The organism is Massilia cellulosiltytica (assembly GCF_047325105.1).
In the GTDB taxonomy this organism is placed as follows: domain Bacteria; phylum Pseudomonadota; class Gammaproteobacteria; order Burkholderiales; family Burkholderiaceae_D; genus Telluria; species Telluria orientalis.
On sequence record NZ_CP168562.1, the window covers coordinates 4,683,583 to 4,700,088 of the forward strand.

Annotated in this window: 15 protein-coding genes and 2 tRNA genes; 2 read left to right on the forward strand and 15 right to left on the reverse strand. The window is 66.0% G+C overall.

Going from position 1 to position 16,506, the window contains the following annotated elements; all coding sequences use genetic code 11:
* Positions 1-14: 14 nt before the first annotated feature.
* The 8 genes from fdxA to ACEN9H_RS20410 are packed head-to-tail and all read right to left on the reverse strand — an operon-like array spanning position 15 to position 6,669.
* Positions 15-338, reverse strand: coding sequence for a ferredoxin FdxA (gene fdxA, locus ACEN9H_RS20375; RefSeq protein WP_413671870.1), 324 nt, complete (start codon positions 336-338; stop codon positions 15-17).
* A 12-nt stretch (positions 339-350) separates the two neighbouring features.
* Positions 351-1,103 carry a 3-oxoacyl-ACP reductase FabG gene (fabG, locus tag ACEN9H_RS20380; RefSeq protein WP_413671871.1) on the reverse strand — a complete coding sequence of 251 codons (753 nt, stop codon included), beginning with the start codon at positions 1,101-1,103 and terminating at the stop codon, positions 351-353.
* The gene (locus ACEN9H_RS20385) at positions 1,085-1,879 is read right to left on the reverse strand and encodes an alpha/beta hydrolase (RefSeq protein WP_413671872.1); all 795 of its coding nucleotides are present in this window, start codon (positions 1,877-1,879) and stop codon (positions 1,085-1,087) included. Before ACEN9H_RS20385 ends, fabG begins: the two co-directional genes overlap by 19 nt.
* 26 nt (positions 1,880-1,905) lie before the next feature.
* Positions 1,906-3,417: a phytoene desaturase family protein gene (locus tag ACEN9H_RS20390; protein WP_413671873.1), complete on the reverse strand. Its 1,512-nt coding sequence runs from the start codon at positions 3,415-3,417 to the stop codon at positions 1,906-1,908.
* Positions 3,417-4,310: a diiron oxygenase gene (locus ACEN9H_RS20395; protein WP_413671874.1), complete on the reverse strand. Its 894-nt coding sequence runs from the start codon at positions 4,308-4,310 to the stop codon at positions 3,417-3,419. Before ACEN9H_RS20395 ends, ACEN9H_RS20390 begins: the two co-directional genes overlap by 1 nt.
* A complete protein-coding gene (locus ACEN9H_RS20400) occupies positions 4,310-4,561 on the reverse strand; it encodes an acyl carrier protein (protein ID WP_056127766.1) in 252 nt (83 codons plus the stop codon). Before ACEN9H_RS20400 ends, ACEN9H_RS20395 begins: the two co-directional genes overlap by 1 nt.
* A 16-nt stretch (positions 4,562-4,577) precedes the next feature.
* Positions 4,578-5,417: a MaoC/PaaZ C-terminal domain-containing protein gene (locus ACEN9H_RS20405; RefSeq protein WP_413671875.1), complete on the reverse strand. Its 840-nt coding sequence runs from the start codon at positions 5,415-5,417 to the stop codon at positions 4,578-4,580.
* Between the two features lie 10 nt (positions 5,418-5,427).
* Positions 5,428-6,669 carry a beta-ketoacyl-[acyl-carrier-protein] synthase family protein gene (locus ACEN9H_RS20410; RefSeq protein WP_413671876.1) on the reverse strand — a complete coding sequence of 414 codons (1,242 nt, stop codon included), beginning with the start codon at positions 6,667-6,669 and terminating at the stop codon, positions 5,428-5,430.
* A gap of 209 nt (positions 6,670-6,878) precedes the next feature.
* On the opposite strand from ACEN9H_RS20410, the gene ACEN9H_RS20415 reads away from it, so the two are divergent.
* Positions 6,879-6,968 (forward strand) — tRNA-Ser (locus ACEN9H_RS20415).
* Positions 6,969-7,159: 191 nt separating this feature from the next.
* Here the strand turns inward: ACEN9H_RS20415 and ACEN9H_RS20420 are convergent.
* From ACEN9H_RS20420 to serS, 4 genes are all read right to left on the reverse strand, one after another.
* Positions 7,160-8,152 carry a 2-hydroxyacid dehydrogenase gene (locus ACEN9H_RS20420; protein WP_413671877.1) on the reverse strand — a complete coding sequence of 331 codons (993 nt, stop codon included), beginning with the start codon at positions 8,150-8,152 and terminating at the stop codon, positions 7,160-7,162.
* 19 nt (positions 8,153-8,171) lie between these two features.
* Entirely contained in the window at positions 8,172-9,506 is a 1,335-nt protein-coding gene (locus tag ACEN9H_RS20425) for a glycoside hydrolase family 5 protein (protein ID WP_413671878.1), read from the reverse strand.
* A 333-nt stretch (positions 9,507-9,839) separates the two neighbouring features.
* Positions 9,840-9,929 (reverse strand) — tRNA-Ser (locus ACEN9H_RS20430).
* Between the two features lie 72 nt (positions 9,930-10,001).
* A complete protein-coding gene (gene serS / locus ACEN9H_RS20435) occupies positions 10,002-11,297 on the reverse strand; it encodes a serine--tRNA ligase (protein WP_413671879.1) in 1,296 nt (431 codons plus the stop codon).
* Positions 11,298-11,497: 200 nt separating this feature from the next.
* Here serS and ACEN9H_RS20440 point away from each other — a divergent pair, with 200 nt between their 5' ends.
* A complete protein-coding gene (locus ACEN9H_RS20440) occupies positions 11,498-11,764 on the forward strand; it encodes a YetF domain-containing protein (RefSeq protein ID WP_413675611.1) in 267 nt (88 codons plus the stop codon).
* On the opposite strand, the gene ACEN9H_RS20445 is transcribed toward ACEN9H_RS20440, so the two are convergent.
* The 3 genes from ACEN9H_RS20445 to ACEN9H_RS20455 all read right to left on the reverse strand — a co-directional run bounded on the left by ACEN9H_RS20445 (position 11,765) and on the right by ACEN9H_RS20455 (position 16,399).
* Complete coding sequence (locus ACEN9H_RS20445) at positions 11,765-13,072, reverse strand: replication-associated recombination protein A (protein ID WP_056127748.1); 1,308 nt, start codon at positions 13,070-13,072, stop codon at positions 11,765-11,767. It lies immediately after the preceding gene.
* A gap of 76 nt (positions 13,073-13,148) precedes the next feature.
* The gene (lolA, locus tag ACEN9H_RS20450) at positions 13,149-13,757 is read right to left on the reverse strand and encodes an outer membrane lipoprotein chaperone LolA (RefSeq protein ID WP_413671880.1); all 609 of its coding nucleotides are present in this window, start codon (positions 13,755-13,757) and stop codon (positions 13,149-13,151) included.
* 2 nt (positions 13,758-13,759) lie between these two features.
* On the reverse strand, positions 13,760-16,399 hold the full coding sequence (locus ACEN9H_RS20455; protein ID WP_413671881.1) for a DNA translocase FtsK: 2,640 nt from the start codon (positions 16,397-16,399) through the stop codon (positions 13,760-13,762).
* Positions 16,400-16,506: the final 107 nt, after the last annotated feature.

Consider the following 16,506-nt stretch of genomic DNA (forward strand, 5'->3'; position numbering starts at 1 on the left):
GGGGGAAATCGGCATCAGCGCATGAGCGCCGCCAGCTTGTCCGTGCGCGCGGCCCAGTCGGCGGCGTCGGGCAGTGCCGGCTTGCGCTGCGTGATGGGTGGCCAGCGCCGCGCCAGATCGTCGTTCAGCGCCAGCCAGTGGAGCTGGTCCGGCGCCAGCTCGCTTTCCGCCACGATGGCCCCGACGGGACACTCCACTTCGCACAACCCGCAATCGACGCAGCGTTCCGGGTCGATGGCGAGGAAGTTGGCGCCTTCATGGAAACAGTCCACCGGGCACACCTGGATGCAGTCCGTGTGCTTGCAGCCGATGCAGGGTTCGGTCACGACATACGTCACGCTGCCTCCCGTTCACGCGGTGAGGCCGCCGTCGATGACGAACGTCTGGCCCGTGATATAGGCGGCATCGGTCGAGGCCAGGTAGGTCGCGAGCGACGCCACTTCGCGCACCGTGCCGAAACGGCGCAGCGGGATGCCGGCGCCGAGGGACTTCAGCTTCGCTTCGGGGATCTCCGCCGTCATCTCGGTCGTGATGAAGCCGGGCGCGATGGCGTTCACGCGCACGTTGAAGCGGCCCAGTTCCAGCGCGAGCGAGCGGGTCATGCCGATCATCGCGGCCTTGGTGGCCGAGTAATTCGTCTGCCCGACGTTGCCCTTGAAGCCGGACACGGACGACATCTGCAGGATCACGCCGTCGCCCTCTTCCACCATCGCATGCGCGAAGGCGCGGGTGACGTAGAACGAGGCGTTCAGGTTGGCGTTGACGACGTCCGTCCACTGTGCGCGACTCATGCGCATCAGGACCGCGTCGCGCGTGATGCCGACGTTGTTGACGACGGCATGCGGCGCGCCCCGCTCCACGAGCAGCCCGCGCGCCAGCGCGTTGACGGCTTCCTGGTCCGCGCTGTCGCAGCAGTGACCCGCCGCGTGCGCGCCGGCGTCCGCCATCTCGCGCACGAGTTCCGCGGCCGCCTCGTGCGAGCGCTGGTAGGTGAACACGACGTCGTAGCCGGCCGCGCAGAAGGCGGCGACGAGACCGCGGCCGATGCCGCGCGTGCCGCCCGTGACCAGTACCCACTGCTTCTTTACTGCGTTCGGATCCATGAATGATAGTCCTTGCCTGAAGTTGAATGATCGAGAAAATCGAGGATGGCGCCGCGGTAGGCGCCAGGGAATGCCTTGCGCGCGTCCAGGTGGCCGCAGTCCGGATACACGCGCACGCTGCTCGCGCCGCAGAGGTCGCGCAGATGGGCCACCTCGGCTTGCGTGATGAACGGATCGTCCCCGCCGAACAGGAACAGGCGCGGCAAGTCGTGCGGCAGCGGCAGCGAGCGGAAGATGGGACGCGTGCCCGTCGCATCGGCCCAGCGGCTCGTGCTCATGCCGCGCAGTACGGCACCCGTCACGCCGCCGCCGAAGAAGCGCGCGACCGTGGCCGGCACGCTGTCGCACAGCACCGACGCGAACGCCGTGCGGCCCGTCGCGATGGCGTGCAGCGCGTGGAAGGCGCCGAACGACGCGCCCAGCACGTGCACGGGGAGGCCCGGCCAGGCGTCGTGCGTCCATTCGCCCAGCGCGACGACGTCTTCCGCGAACGACACGCCGTCCACCGTACTGCGGCCGAAGCCCTTGAAGTCGAAACCGACGACGTGGTAGCCCGCGTCGGCCAGCCACGCGTGGTAGCCATGGTTGAAGAACCAGTGCATGCCGTACTTGAGGAACGGGTGGCACAGCAGGACGACGCCCCGTGCCGGGACGCGCCGGCTGACATACACCGCGCCGGCCAGCCAGCTGCCGTCCGTGCTCGTGTGGACGAACGGTTCGAGGCCCGCGAGGCCGTCGCCGCGCCAGCCGAAGACGGGCTTGAACAACGTGCGCATCAGGACGCCTCCCGATACACGAGCGACTAAGCTGCCCATTGTTTCGCCTTCATCTCGGCATACCCGAACGCCGCCTCGTAACTGGGGCCGGCGACCCAGGCGCTGAGAAAATGGACGCCCGCGATCGGGAACGCGTGGTGGAATACGTGGCCGGACAAGTCCGTCCCCACCATCGCGCCATACCCGGCGCCGTCCGTGTTGTTGGTAAAACGCTCGTACGTGCGCGGCGTCGACACTTCCGTGTACACGACATGCCCGCGCAAGCCCGGTTTCGCGGCATACAACCGCTCGAGCAGCACGTTCAGCGCGCGCGCCTTCTTCAGCTTGTACGCGGGCGAGCGGCGCTCCGGCCAGTGCGCCATCGCATCCAGCACGTTGAGGCAGACGATGCGCCCGCCGTCCGGATCGAGCGCGTGGTAGTTCGTGACCTCCATGACGCTGTCGCGCCAGTAGGCCCGCTCGCACGCGGCGTCGCCGTCGCAGGCCGTTCGCGCGGCGCGGCTCGCGTCGGCGCCGCACGCGAACACCATCGTCTCCGTGCTGGACAGGCCCAGGTCCGCCGGCGCCGCGTCCGTCGTCAGGTACACGGTCGTCGTCGAGCGCGACGGCTTCAGGTTGTCCAGCTTGCGCCGTACGGGGGCCAACGCCGGCTGCTCGTCGAACAGGGTGCGCAGCGCGTAGTGCGGCGCCGCGTTCAGGTACACGCGGTCCGCGTAGAAATCGCCTTTCGCCGTTGTCACGCCGCGCACCTTGCCGGCGTCGTCGCTGATGATCTTGCGGACCGCGGTCCCCAGCAGCACCTGGCCGCCGGCCGCGACGATGCGGCCCGCGAGCACGTCCGACAATCGCTGCGACGCGCCCTCGACATAGGCATTGCCCTGCGTGAGCGTCGCGTACACCACGTGCAGGAAGTACAGATAGCCCAGGTCTTCCGCGAAGCCGCCCACGTAGATGCCGGTGGCGGCGAGGATCTCACGCAGCCACGGATCGTTGATGCGTTCGGCCAGCGCCTGCGCCACCGTCACGTGCTTCAAATGCCTGTGGGCGTAGCGCAGCTGCGCGAAGTCCGGCTCGAAGGTTCCGTCCATCATCTGGAACTGGTGGTAGCCGTTGTGGCCGTGGATGGCCACCTCGTCGAAGAAGCGGTCCAGCCCCGCGCGCTCGTGCGGGAAGCGGTCCTGCAACGCCTGGCGGAAGGCGTCGACGCCGTTGCCGAAGCGGATGGACCCGCCGGGCAGGCAGGCCTCGAAATAATCGGCCGGCACCTTCAGGCCCAGTTCCCCGTCGAGCCCGAGGTCGGCGAAGATCCGGCGCAAATTGCCGCCCTCCCCCATGCCGCTCAGCTTGTGCAGGCTGCAGTCGAAGGCGGCGCCCGCCTTCGGGCGCCGGAACACGGTCGCATACCCGCCCGGCACGCCGTGCTTGTCGATGACGAGGAGGCGCGCGCCGGGATGCCGCTTCACCACCTGCGCGCCGAACGCGAGGCTGGTGATGCCGGCGCCGACGCAGATCGCGTCCCAACGGCTGCCGGCGTCCATCACGAGACTCCCACCTTGCGCAGCCAGGCGTACAGCGGCGCGAAGCGCTTGTCGTTGAGCGCCAGGCTCCGTTCCGAGTAGCGCACGGCGTCGATCGCGGCCTGGTCGCCGCAGGCGATCGGAAACGCGAACGACGTGTGGCGCGCGATCTCCGGGTTGTACGTGAACTGCGGGACGAGCCGCGCCATCAGGCCGCGCATCATCTGGCGCATCTGCGTCGCCTGTTCGTCCGGCGCATGCTCGAAGAACGACTCGCCGACCCAACGGCCGAACGCGATGTGGCGCGCCTCCTCCAGGTGGTGCTGGTAGAACATCTCGCGCGTCAGCGGCTCGACGACGTCGTCCTGCGACACGAACATCGCCGACAGCTCGGCCACCCATTCGAGCAGCAAGGTCGCGATGATGCCGGCCACCGGATGCATCTTCGGGAGCTGCACGGTCAGCATCTCGTGCAGGCCGTCCGGTGCGCCGAACAGGGGCAGCCGCGCCACCTTCATATAGCGCCGGAACATCAGCGTGTGCATGATTTCCTCTTTCGAGAAGATCATCAGGTATTCGCGCACGTCCGGCGCCAGCGCATCCGCGTGGGCATTCAGGTAGCCCATGTACAGGGGCGGCAGCGTCTGTTCGAGCAGGATGAACATCGACACGTCGCGCGCGTTTTCCAGCCACAGCACCTCGTGGCGCTGCGCGTCCGTCAGCGCATCGAACCACGGCGTGCCGTAGATCCAGCAGTGCTCCATCCTCTTGGGCACGCCCTGGCGATCGACACCCATCCGCCACGGCACGACCTGGTTCAGGTCCATGGGCGCCGCATGCGACTTTTCGATCAGGGTCTCCACGCCGAGCCGGCCGCGCGGGCTGAGCGGGATGATGGGCGGTTGGCCGGTCATCACGCCACCGCCGCCTGCGGCTGGTTCGCCTCGATGTAGGCGTACAGGTCGCCCAGGTTCTTCAACTGGCCCGCTGCGAACAGGTCCGGCGTGATCTCGACCTTGAATTTTTTCTTGATGCGCAGCTGGATTTCCACGTAATCCAGGCTGTCCAGTTCCAGTTCCTCGAACGTCAGCGCCGGGACGAGCGCCGACTCGTCGACGTCCTTCAGTTCCACGATCGCATCCTGCAGGAATTCGGCTACATTCATTTGTTACCTCCGTTGATTAGTTAGGGATATCGGTGTCGAACCTGGCGACCAGGCCGACTTCCACCAGCATGACGAGACGGCCCGCACACAGGACCGGCAGCGCGACGACGCCGCCGACCTGATTGCCGCTGGCGAGCAATTCGGGCGTGAGCAAGGCATGAGTCAGTTGTTTCCACTGGTCCGCATCGTGCGGCGCCTCGAAGAACGCCGCGTCGAACGTGACCGTGTGGCTCGATTGCACGACGACCCGCGACGCCGGCGTGCCGCCGGACAGGCGCAGCATGTGGGCGTGCGCCAGGCGTTCGAGGACGTGCAGCCGCGAGCGCATGAATTCGGAAAACACGACGGCGTCAAGCGCGATCCAGCGCTCGCGCACGTGCGGGTACGTGGCGAAGAAGCGGTCGAGATGGGCGCGTTCCAGCGGCTTGCCGCGCGGCGTATCGCCCTGCAGCTGGCCCGACGGGTCGCCCGCGCGGCCATACGTGCCGCGGAAGTGTTCGAGCTTGCCGGCCGCGGCTTTTCCGTCCATCCCGTGGAGCCGGAACGCGATGCCGCCCGCCGCCGGCCTGGTCGTGAAAACGACGTCGCGGTCGTGCGCGATGGGGTTGCGCAGCAGCGTGCGGAACTTCATCCAGCCGTCCGGCGCGACGGCCTGCGCCGCGGCTTCCTTCATCGGCATCATCGCGAGCATGCCGTGGACGATCAGCGCATCGAGGCCGGCCGCCCTGGCGTGCGCGCGGTCGAAGTGGATCGGATTGCGGTCGCTGGAAAACTGCGCCCACTGCTCCACCGCGGGCATGTCGAACGACAGCGTCAGCGGCGCCGGCGCGGCGGCCAGGCGTTGTGCGGTCTGCATTGCCCTCTCCTTACGCGCGTTCGACGACGAGGGCGCTGTTGGCACCGCCGAAGCCGAAGCTGACGTTGAGGGCCGCGTCGATCCGTTCCACCTGCCGGTGTTCGTTCGGCGTGTAATCGAGGTCGCACGCGGGATCCGCTTCGTCCATGTGGATCGTGGCGGGGATGATGCCCGTCTCCAGCGTCTTCAGGCAGAAGATCGTCTCCAGCGCACCGGCCGCGCCGATCAGGTGGCCCGTGTACGACTTGGTGCTCGACATCGGGATGCCGGCCGCGCCGTCGCCGAACGCCGACTTGATCGTGTTCGTCTCGTTGACGTCGTTGATCGGCGTGGACGTGCCGTGCAGGTTGATGTAGCCAATGCGCTGCGGTGCCTGGCCGACGGCCTGCACGACCGCCATGTGGCGCGCACGCAGGTCGTCGGCGGGCGCCGTCATGTCGTACGCGTCCGAGTAATTGCCGTAGCCCGTGATCTCGCCGAGGATCGTGGCGCCGCGCGCCAGCGCATGCTCGCGCTCTTCCAGGCACAGCACGGCCGCGCCTTCGGCCAGCACGAAGCCGCTGCGGCGCGCACTGAACGGGCAGCAGGCGCGGCGCACGTCGTGCTGTTCCTTGCTCAGCGCCTGGATGACGTCGATCGACCAGACGTTGAACGTCTCCTTCAGCGATTCGCTGCCGCCGGCGAGCATCACCTTCGCGCGGCCGGACTTGATGACTTGATACGCGTCGCCGATGGCGATGGTGCCCGTCGCGCAGGCGGCGACCGGCGTGTTCTGGTAGCCGCGCAGGTTCCAGTTCAGCGCGACGGCGGCCGTGGCGATGCTGTGCATGGACATCAGGGTGGCGAACGACGACGACAGGCCGCTCTCGCGGTAATCGTTGTTGTTGTCGTTGACCGAGTCCATGCCGCCCCAGCCCGTGCCGATGATGGCGCCGACGTCGAACGGGGACTTCACGAACTGCTGCACATCGTCGGCGCTGCCGAAGGCCATCTGCAGCGCTTCGCGCGAGGCGACCAGGGCGTTCTTCGCGAACGTCGGCAGCATTTTCAGCACGGCTTTCGGGAAGCCGGCGTAGCGCTGGCGCCTGTCTTCCATGAAGCTGAAGTAGCGGGCGTGGATCTTGGGGTCGGGGAATTCGGTCAGTTGGTAACCGACGCGGTAATTCATGATCGCGTTCCAGATGTCCGGGACGCTTTCTCCTAATGCGGAGACGGCTCCGTAGCCGGTGACGACGAGGCGGATGGCGGGCATTGACTTCTCCAATCGGTGAAAGGTTAAATTTCGATAGGGGAAGTGTTACGCGGATGGGGTGAGCGGACAATACTCCGATCGGGTTATCGGGGGGTAGTCCCTCCCTGTGGGGGGTGGATTTGCAAGACACACAGGCGACGCTTGCGATTCTCTTACCCACCGTCTATAATTCGGCCTCACGCGAAACGACCGCATGATAAAAGTTACCAGGAGAGGTGGCAGAGTGGTCGAATGTACCTGACTCGAAATCAGGCGTACGGGTGACCGTACCGTGGGTTCGAATCCCACCCTCTCCGCCAGAACAAACAAGGCCCCATCGGGGCCTTTTTTGTTTTGGCGGAGAGAGCAAGGCGCCTGCGCGTCTTGCGCGGTGGGATTCGAAGGGCTGGGCTTGCAAGCCCAGCCCACTCCGAATCGCCCATCTGCCGCCCGCAACGCGGACGGCCCCGCGCGCCGGGGGCGCGCGCTGCAAAGCGCGCAGTTCCGCTCCTTACTCACGAACGAGGTTGACCAGCTCCCTCCCCTGCTCGAACGCCGTCAAACTCTCGATGGTCGTCCGCATGATCTGCCCGATCGCCTCCACCGTGAAAAACGCCTGGTGCCCGGTGACGATCACGTTCGGAAACGACACCAGCCGCTGGATCACGTCGTCGGTGATGATCGTCGACGACAGATCCTGGAAGAACAGGCTCGCTTCCTGCTCGTACACGTCGATCGCGAGACCGCCCAGCTGCCCCGTCTTCAGCGCGGCAATCGCGGCCTCCGTGTCGACCAGCCCGCCGCGGCTCGTGTTCACGAGGATGCCGCCCCGCTTCGCCCGCGCCAGCGATGCCGCGTTCACGATGTGGCGCGTCTCTTCCGTCAGCGGGCAATGCAGCGAGACGACGTCGCTGCAGTCCAGCAGCTCGTCGATGGTGGCGTAGCGCCCGCCCAGCGCCTCGAACGCGGGCGACGGGTAGCGGTCATGGCCGACCACCGTGCAGCCGAAGCCGCTCATGATGCGGGCGAAGATCGTGCCGATCTTGCCCGTACCGATCACCCCCACGGTCTTGCCGTGCAAATCGAAGCCCATCAGGCCGTGCAGGTCGAAGTTGCCGTCGCGCGTGCGGGCGCTCGCGCGGGCGATCTTGCGGTTCACGGCCAGCAGCAGGCCCACCGCGAATTCCGCCACCGAATGCGGCGAATAGTCGGTCACGCGCACGACGGCGATGCCGAGCCGTTCCGCCGCGGGGACGTCGATGTGGTTGTAGCCGGTGGAGCGCGTCGCCACCAGGCGCGTGCCCTGCCGGGCGAGCAGCGCGAGAACCTCTGCGTCGACCGCGTCGTTGACGAAGACGCAGACGGCCGCGCAGCCAGCGGCGAGCGCGACCGTCGTCGGCGTCAGGCGGTCTTCCAGGAAGCGCAGGTCGTGGCCGGCTTCCCGGTTGGCGTCCGACAGCATCGACTTGTCGTACGGGCGGGTGCTGAAGATGGCGGTTTTCATGACCGCCAGTCTAGCGCAATCAGGGTGCGAGGCCCGCCATCAACGCATCCAGTGTCGCCTGGCCGCGCACCTGGTACGTGCGGCGGTCGAAGATGCTGCCCGACTGGTCGTCCGGTGCGCCAACGTCCCAGAAGAACGGCAGCACGCCGTTGGCGCGGGCCGTCTTGACGACGTAGGTGTGGTAGTAGTTGCGCGACTTGAGATGCAGCGCCAGCGAGTCGCCCGTCAGGTTCGTGCGACGCTGGGCGGCGAATTCGCCGAGCAGGACCGGAATGCCCTTGTCGACGAATGCCGTCTTCAGGCTGGCGAATTGCGCATCGACGTAGTCTTCCTCGCCCCACGTCGGATTGCGGTCGGTATCCGTCGTCGAGTGGTTGCCCGCGCCCCAGTAATAAGCCTGTTTGCCCCAGGATTCATCCTTGTTCATCAGCGCGAAATTGAATGGCGCATAGAAGTGGATCTCGGCCATCATCCGGCCAGCCACCTTGTCGGCCGGCAGCGTCGGCATGTATTTCACCAGCAGGTCGATATTCGTCTCTGGGGCCTGCACGACCAGCACGCGGTAGGCGTTGCGGCCGCCGGTGGAGCGCACGGCGTCGACGAAGGTCTGGTGATAGCTCTGCAGGACGGCCACCGCCGCTTTCAGCGTCGGCACGTCGGTATTCTGCTCGTTGCCCGTCGCCGGTTCGTTGGCGCTGGCGAACATCACGTGGTCGTCGAAATCGCGCAGCGTGGTCGCGATCTGTTCCCAATATGCCTTCTGCTTGGCATTCACGGCATCCTTCTTTTCGGGCGTGATGTTCTTTTCCAGCCAGCCGCCGTCCCAGTGGATGTTGACCAGAACGTACATATCGTTGTCGACACAATACTGAACAACCTGTTTCACGCGGGCGAGCCAGGTGGCGCTGATCTGGCCCGTCTTCTGGTCCGCGTACTGGTCCCACGCCACGGGCAGGCGGATCGCGTTGAAGCCGGCTTTCTTGACGGTCTGGATGAGCTCATTCGTGATCAGCGGATTGCCCCAGGCCGTTTCGCCGCCGATGGCTTCCATCGTGTTGCCGATGTTGAAACCGATGCGGACCGATGCCGCGATCTGCCGGGCGTCGTGCGACATGCCCGACATGTCGGCCGGGAGGGGATTCGTGTTGTAGCTTGGGTATGTGCCTGCGGACGGTGCGGGCGTGGGCGTGGGTGCGGGTGCGGGCGCGGGCGCGGGTGCGGGCGCCGGTGCAGGAGCGGGTGCTGGTGTGACGGCAACCGGTGCGGTCGCCGGCGATGCGGAACCGCCGCCACCGCCGCAACCGGCGAGCAACGCCGCGAGCAATGCGGCAGACAGCGTGGACAAGGCTTTCATGGATCTCCTCCAGGTATTTCTGATAAACCTGCAGGGTAGAAAAGTCTTATTCCTTACGGATAGCTATTGGCGGAAAATTGCTAGCAATATGCAGATTGTTGAAGGATTTTTGGAGGCTGTGTTAGCGGCGCGGGCTTTGCAGGCTTTGCAGCGCGCGCCCTCGGCGCGCGGGGCCGTCCGCGTTGCGGACGGCAGATGGGCGATTCGAAGAGGATTGAGCGCAGCTCAATCCGGCTCGCAAGCCCAGCCCTTCGAATCCCACCGCGCAGGGCGCGCAGGCGCCCTGCTCTCTCCGCCAAAACAAAAAAGGCCCCGGTGGGGCCTTGTTTGTTCTGGCGGAGAGGGTGGGATTCGAACCCACGGTACGGTCACCCGTACGCCTGATTTCGAGTCAGGTACATTCGACCACTCTGCCACCTCTCCTGGTAACCGGTCGCTTGTGCGCGTGAGGCCGCATTATAGACGGCCTCCCGCGAAAACGGAAGGGCTATTTGATTACGCCGCCGGAACCAGCCGCTCCAGCCCGCCCATGTACGGACGCAGCACGTCCGGCACGACGACGCTGCCGTCCGCCTGCTGGTAATTCTCCAGCACGGCGACGAGCGTACGGCCCACGGCCAGGCCCGAACCGTTCAGCGTGTGCAGCAGCTCCGGCTTGCCCTTGGCGTTGCGGAAGCGTGCCTGCATATTGCGGGCCTGGAAATCTTCGCAGTTCGACAGCGACGAGATCTCGCGGTACGTGTTCTGCGCCGGCAGCCACACTTCCAGGTCATAGGTTTTCGCGGCGGAAAAGCCCATGTCGCCCGTGCAGAGCTGCATCACGCGGTACGGCAGGCCCAGGTTCTTCAGGATCGTCTCGGCCTGGCCCACCATCTCTTCCAGCGCGTCGTACGACTGTTCCGGATGCGCGATTTGCACGAGCTCGACCTTGTCGAACTGGTGCTGGCGGATCATGCCGCGGGTGTCGCGGCCGTAGCTGCCCGCTTCCGAGCGGAAGCACGGGGTGTGGGCCGTGATCTTGATCGGCAGGGTGTCAAGCGCGACGATCTCGTCGCGCACCATGTTGGTCAGCGACACTTCCGACGTCGGGATCAGGTAGAAATTCTCGCCCTCGCCTTCCGCGCCGCCCTTTTTCACGGCGAACAGGTCTTCCTCGAACTTCGGCAGCTGGCCCGTGCCGCGCAGCGAATCCGCGTTGACCATGTACGGGGTGTAGCACTCGGTGTAGCCGTGCTGGCCCGTGTGCGTGTCCAGCATGTATTGCGCCAGCGCGCGGTGCAGGCGGGCGATGCCGCCTTTCATCACGGCGAAACGCGAGCCCGTCAGCTTGGTCGCGGTGTCGAAATCGAGGCCCAGCGGGCTGCCGACGTCGACGTGGTCCTTCACTTCGAAATCGAAAGCGCGCGGCGCGCCCACCTTGCGCACTTCCACGTTGCCCGACTCGTCCTGGCCCACCGGCGTGGACGGGTGCGGCAGGTTCGGGATCGCGGCCATGAACTGGGCCAGCTTGTCCTGCACCTGGGAAAGCAGCGTCTCGTTGGCCTTCAGCTCGTCGCCGATGCCGGCCACTTCCGCCATCACGGCGCTCGTGTCCTCGCCCTTGCCTTTCAGCATGCCGATCTGCTTGGACAGCGAGTTGCGCTTGCCCTGCAATTCCTCGGTACGCGTCTGGATCGCCTTGCGCTCGGCTTCGAGGGCGTTGAATCCGGCGACGTCGAGCTGGTACTTGCGGCTCGCGAGGCGCGCGGCGACGTTGTCGATGTCTTTGCGGAGGAGTTGGATGTCTATCATTGTCGGGAATCTGCAGGGTGGGATATCGAAACCGCAATTGTACCAAGTCGTAGGCGGCGCATGTCCTCATCCGCGCGCCGATCTTTTGGCCGATCCGGCACTCCAAGGCCGAGGAGGATGACCATGGATGTCGCCCCTCCATCGTCGACGGTTTCCTGCTGATCGGCACCATCATCGGCTGGAGCTATGGCCTGAACTGGCTGAGTTTCCGCTTTCCCCGGTTCCGCCGTTTCGCCCTGGCGCCGCCGATCTGCATCATCAAGGACGGGGTGAAACAGGATGCCGCCCTGCGCCGCGAGCTGATCAGCGATGAGGACTTGCGGGCGATGCTGCACGAGCACGAAGTCGAGGACATCGCCCAGGTCCGGCGCGCCTGGCTGGAGCCGGACGGCCAGTTGACGGTGCTGCGCCGGCGCGGCGCGCGCGACGATGGCGGCACGGGCGGCCAGCCGCGGCGCGGGTTGTAATCAGCCGGCGCGGGCGTCGTCGTCCAGGCTGCGCAGCCAGGCCAGCTTTTCCGCGATCTTCGCCTCGATCCCGCGCGGCACCGGCTGGTACCAGCCCGGCTCCGGCATACCATCCGGCAAATACGTCTCGCCGGCCGCATACGCATGCGGTTCGTCGTGGGCGTAGCGGTAGTCGTGGCCGTAGCCAAGTTCCTTCATGAGCTTGGTCGGCGCATTGCGCAAATGGACCGGGACCTCGCGCGATTTATCTTTCCGCACGAACGCCATCGCCGCATTGAACGCGTTGTAGCCGGCATTGCTCTTGGCGGCGATGGCGAGGTAGATGACGGCCTGGCCCAGCGCGAGCTCGCCCTCCGGCGACCCGAGGCGCTCGAACGTCTCGACCGCATCGTTGGCGAGCTGGATCGCGCGCGGGTCGGCGATGCCGATGTCTTCCCACGCCATCCGGACGATGCGCCGCCCCAGGTATTTCGGATCGGCGCCGCCGTCCAGCATGCGGCACAGCCAGTACAGCGCGGCGTCCGGATGCGAACCGCGCACGGATTTGTGCAGGGCCGAGATCTGGTCGTAGAAATTGTCGCCGCCCTTGTCGAAGCGGCGCGCGTTCAAGGTGAGCGCGTTCTCGACGAATTCGCGCGTGATGTGCGCCGTCTGCGCCGTGTCGGCCGACGTCTTCGTCTGCTCCAGCAGGTTCAGGAAGCGGCGGGCGTCGCCGTCCGCGTAGCCGATCAGCGTCTGGACGGCGACATCGTCGAACTGCAGGTGCGCCAGGCCGCCCTGTTGGCGCGCACGTTCCAGCAACTGGCGCATCTCGTCGTCATTCAGCGCCTTCAGCACGTACACCTGCGAGCGCGACAGCAGTGCCGAGTTGACTTCGAACGACGGGTTTTCCGTCGTCGCGCCGATCAGCGTGACGAGGCCGGATTCGACGAACGGCAGCAGCGCGTCCTGCTGCGACTTGTTGAAGCGGTGGATCTCGTCGATGAACAGGATCGTGTGGTGGCCGGACGCCAGGTAGTGCTCGGCCTGTTCGATGGCGGCGCGGATGTCCTTCACGCCCGACAGCACCGCGGACAGCGCGATGAATTCGCAGTCGAACGCGTTCGCCGTGAGGCGCGCCAGCGTGGTCTTGCCGACGCCCGGCGGGCCCCACAGGATCATCGAATGCGGACGCCCCGACTTGAACACGAGATTCAATGGCTTGCCCTCGCCCAGCAAATGGCTCTGGCCGATCACCTCGGCAATCGTCTTCGGGCGCAGGCTTTCCGCCAGCGGGGCGGCGGGTTCGGTCTTGAAAAGGTCATCCATGGGCTGCGTTATTCTTGTTCATATTGCCTATGTATGGCCGGCGCGTCGAAAGCGCAAGCGGCTTACTGCAAGGGGTCTATTGATTAACGACCTCCGCGCCTTTCGGCACGTCGAACTTGAACGCCTGCGCGCCGAGCGCCGGGTTGCGCTGGACGTTCGTGAATTTCAGCATCACCGTCTGGCCGAAATTGTCCTTCAACTCCATCGCCTGCGGGAAGCCGTCCTTGAGGCCGATGCCGATCTGTTCGAACGTCGTGTCCTTCGACTTCGGCGTCGCGTTCAGCCATTCCAGGCCGTCGTGCGTGCCCGCTTCGGCCAGCGTAAAATTCTTTTCCAGGTCGTTGCTGCCGAACAGGATCGCGGCCGGCGAACTGCCCAGCGCGCCGCCCAGCTTGCGCGTCGTGACCTGGTTCAGGTCCTTGTCGTACAGGTACAGCGTCTCGCCGTCGGCCTGCAGCAGTTGCTCGTACGGCTTCTGGTACGTCCAGATGAATTTGCCGGGGCGCGCGAACACGAAGGTGCCGCTCGAGACCTTGCCGGTCTTGGTCTTCAGGACCTGCGTCTGCGTGAATTCGCCGCGGGCGGACCTGGTGCCGGCGACGAAGGATTTGAACTGGTCCAGGGCAGCGGCGTGGGCCGCGCCCGCGATCAAAAAGGTCGTAGCAATCAGTGTAGTTTTCAGCATTCTCATTCCGCGTTCGTTGCCGGCACCAGGATGTCCCGGTTGCCGTTCGATTGCATCGGCGACACGATGCCGCTTTGCTCCATCTGCTCGAGCAGGCGCGCGGCGCGGTTGTAGCCGATGCGCAGGTGGCGCTGCACCAGCGAGATCGACGCGCGGCGGTTCTTCAGCACCACGGCCACGGCCTGGTCGTACATCGCGTCGGACTCGCCGCCGCCTTCGCCGGCCGGCACGCCGTCGGCGCCGCCGCCATCCTCAGCCACGCCGCCTTCGAGGATGCCCTCAATGTAATTCGGTTCGCCCGTGGACTGGAGATGTTTTACAACTCGATGCACTTCGTCGTCCGAGACAAAGGCGCCGTGCACGCGGATCGGCAGGCCCGTGCCCGGCGGCATGTACAGCATGTCGCCCATGCCCAGCAGCGTCTCCGCGCCCATCTGGTCGAGGATGGTGCGCGAGTCGATCTTGGACGACACCTGGAACGCGATACGCGTCGGGATGTTCGCCTTGATCAGGCCCGTGATGACGTCCACGGACGGGCGCTGCGTCGCGAGAATCAAGTGGATGCCGGCCGCGCGCGCCTTCTGGGCGATACGGGCAATCAGCTCCTCGACCTTCTTGCCGACCACCATCATCAGGTCGGCGAGCTCGTCGATGATGATGACGATCGTCGGCAGTTTATCCAGCGGTTCCGGTGCGTCCGGCGTCAGCGAGAACGGATTCGGGATGTGTTCCTCGCGCTTGGCCGCTTCCGCGATCTTGCCGTTGTAGCCGGCCAGGTTGCGCACGCCCAGCTTCGACATCAGTTTATAGCGCCGCTCCATCTCGTTCACGGCCCAGTTCAGCGCGTGGCCGGCCTGGCGCATGTCCGTCACGACCGGCGCCAGCAGGTGCGGAATACCTTCGTACACCGACATCTCCAGCATCTTCGGGTCGATCAGGATCAGGCGCACGTCGGCCGGATCGGCTTTATAGAGCAGCGACAGGATCGTCGCGTTGATGCCGACGGATTTACCGGAACCGGTCGTACCCGCCACCAGCAGGTGCGGCATCTTCGCGAGGTCGGCGACGACCGGCTTGCCGGCGATGTCCTTGCCCAGCGCGACCGTCAGGCTGGATGCGCTGTCGCCATAGACTTTCGAGCCGAGGATTTCCGTCAGGCGCACGATCTGGCGCTTCGGATTCGGCAGCTCGAGCGCCATGTAGTTCTTGCCGGGGATCGTCTCGACGACGCGGATCGACGTCAGCGACAGCGAACGCGCCAGGTCGCGCGCCAGGTTGACGATCTGGCTGCCCTTCACGCCCGTCGCCGGCTCGATTTCGTAGCGGGTGACGACCGGGCCCGGATACGCGGCCACGACCTTCGCCTCGACGCCGAAGTCGGACAGCTTCTTCTCGATCAGGCGGCTCGTGAATTCCAGCGTGTCGACGGCGACGGATTCCTGGACGGGCGGCGCCTCGTCCAGCAGCGCCAGCGGCGGCAGCGTGCTGTCGCCATGGACCTCGAACAGGTGCGACTGGCGTTCCTTTTCGGCGCGCTCGGAACGCGGCACGCTCGTCATCGCCGGTTCGATCTTGATCGGCGACGGATTCGGCGCGGATGCCGGCGGCAGCGGCGCGGTCGGCTTCGCGGGTGCGCGCGGCGCGACGGGCGCGTCATCCGGCTCGTCGAACGACGGTTCGAACGCGCCTGCCGCCGGCGGCGCCTCCGCATCGTCGATCTGCGGCTCGGCGCGGGCGCGTGCCAGCTTCGCGTCGCCGCGCGCCTTCACCTTCGCCTTCATCTTCGCGAGGAAGCCCGGCGCCGGCGGCGCGGCGTCCTGTGGATCGTCGAACTCGTCGTCGCGCGGCGTCTCGATGCGGACCGGCGAACCGGCATGTTTTTCCACGTACTTGGCGCGCTCGTGCACGACGACCTCGTCGCGCTTGTGCGCCGCCACTTCGCCGTAGCGGCGGTCTTCGCGGTCTTCGTAGCGCAGGCGGAACCAGTCCCACGTCGTCTCGACGGATTCGCCGATGCGCTCGGCGACGGCCAGCCACGACACCTGGAAATACCAGGAAAAACCGAGGCCGAACAGCAGCAGCAGGAGCAAGGTCGCGCCCGTGAAGCCGAACGCGGTGTGGGCGGAATGGCCGATCAGTTGGCCGAGCACGCCGCCGGCCGCGCGCGGCAACTCGACTTTCAGCGACCACATGCGCAGGTATTCCAATCCCACGCTGCCGGCGAACATCAGCACGAAACCGATCCAGCGGATCAGGGTCTCGCCCTGGTGCTCGGGCTCCTGCTCCGCTTCCTGGACGATGAACCGCGTGTGCAGCCGCCGATAGCCCTTCCACACGGCGCGCGTAAAGCAGACGCACAGCCACCAGGCGGAAAAGCCGAAGATGAATAACAATAAGTCGGCCATCCAGGCGCCGGCGCGGCCGCCCAGGTTGGCGACGTGGGCGACCGCGTTCTCGTGCGACCAGCCCGGATCGGCCTTGTTATAGCTGAGCAAAATGAGGACGAAATACAACAACGCGACGGCCGTGGCCAGCCAGCGCGCCTCCGACAACAGCCGCACGAGCCGGTTCGGCAGCGGCTGGCGGGGCGGTCGCGGCTTGTGAGTATAGGTCGTGCTTGTCGATGGACTATTCTTGCTCATTGCGGTGTGAAACGGTACTGCCGGGTAACAATTCCCCGAAGATGAACATTCTAAGCGATATAGCGCCGCGTTGGCCCCACGATTCATGCTTGTTTGCATCATCGACT

Coding starts and splice junctions, on each gene's coding strand:
- ACEN9H_RS20400 (WP_056127766.1), bottom strand. CDS start 4,561: ATGAATGTAGCCGAATTCCTGCAGGATGCGATCGTGGAACTGAAGGAC.
- ACEN9H_RS20445 (WP_056127748.1), bottom strand. CDS start 13,072: ATGGATGACCTTTTCAAGACCGAACCCGCCGCCCCGCTGGCGGAAAGC.
- fabG (WP_413671871.1), bottom strand. CDS start 1,103: ATGGATCCGAACGCAGTAAAGAAGCAGTGGGTACTGGTCACGGGCGGC.
- ACEN9H_RS20455 (WP_413671881.1), bottom strand. CDS start 16,399: ATGAGCAAGAATAGTCCATCGACAAGCACGACCTATACTCACAAGCCG.
- ACEN9H_RS20410 (WP_413671876.1), bottom strand. CDS start 6,669: ATGCCCGCCATCCGCCTCGTCGTCACCGGCTACGGAGCCGTCTCCGCA.
- ACEN9H_RS20390 (WP_413671873.1), bottom strand. CDS start 3,417: ATGGACGCCGGCAGCCGTTGGGACGCGATCTGCGTCGGCGCCGGCATC.
- lolA (WP_413671880.1), bottom strand. CDS start 13,757: ATGCTGAAAACTACACTGATTGCTACGACCTTTTTGATCGCGGGCGCG.
- ACEN9H_RS20385 (WP_413671872.1), bottom strand. CDS start 1,879: ATGCGCACGTTGTTCAAGCCCGTCTTCGGCTGGCGCGGCGACGGCCTC.
- ACEN9H_RS20405 (WP_413671875.1), bottom strand. CDS start 5,417: ATGCAGACCGCACAACGCCTGGCCGCCGCGCCGGCGCCGCTGACGCTG.
- serS (WP_413671879.1), bottom strand. CDS start 11,297: ATGATAGACATCCAACTCCTCCGCAAAGACATCGACAACGTCGCCGCG.
- ACEN9H_RS20425 (WP_413671878.1), bottom strand. CDS start 9,506: ATGAAAGCCTTGTCCACGCTGTCTGCCGCATTGCTCGCGGCGTTGCTC.
- ACEN9H_RS20420 (WP_413671877.1), bottom strand. CDS start 8,152: ATGAAAACCGCCATCTTCAGCACCCGCCCGTACGACAAGTCGATGCTG.
- ACEN9H_RS20395 (WP_413671874.1), bottom strand. CDS start 4,310: ATGACCGGCCAACCGCCCATCATCCCGCTCAGCCCGCGCGGCCGGCTC.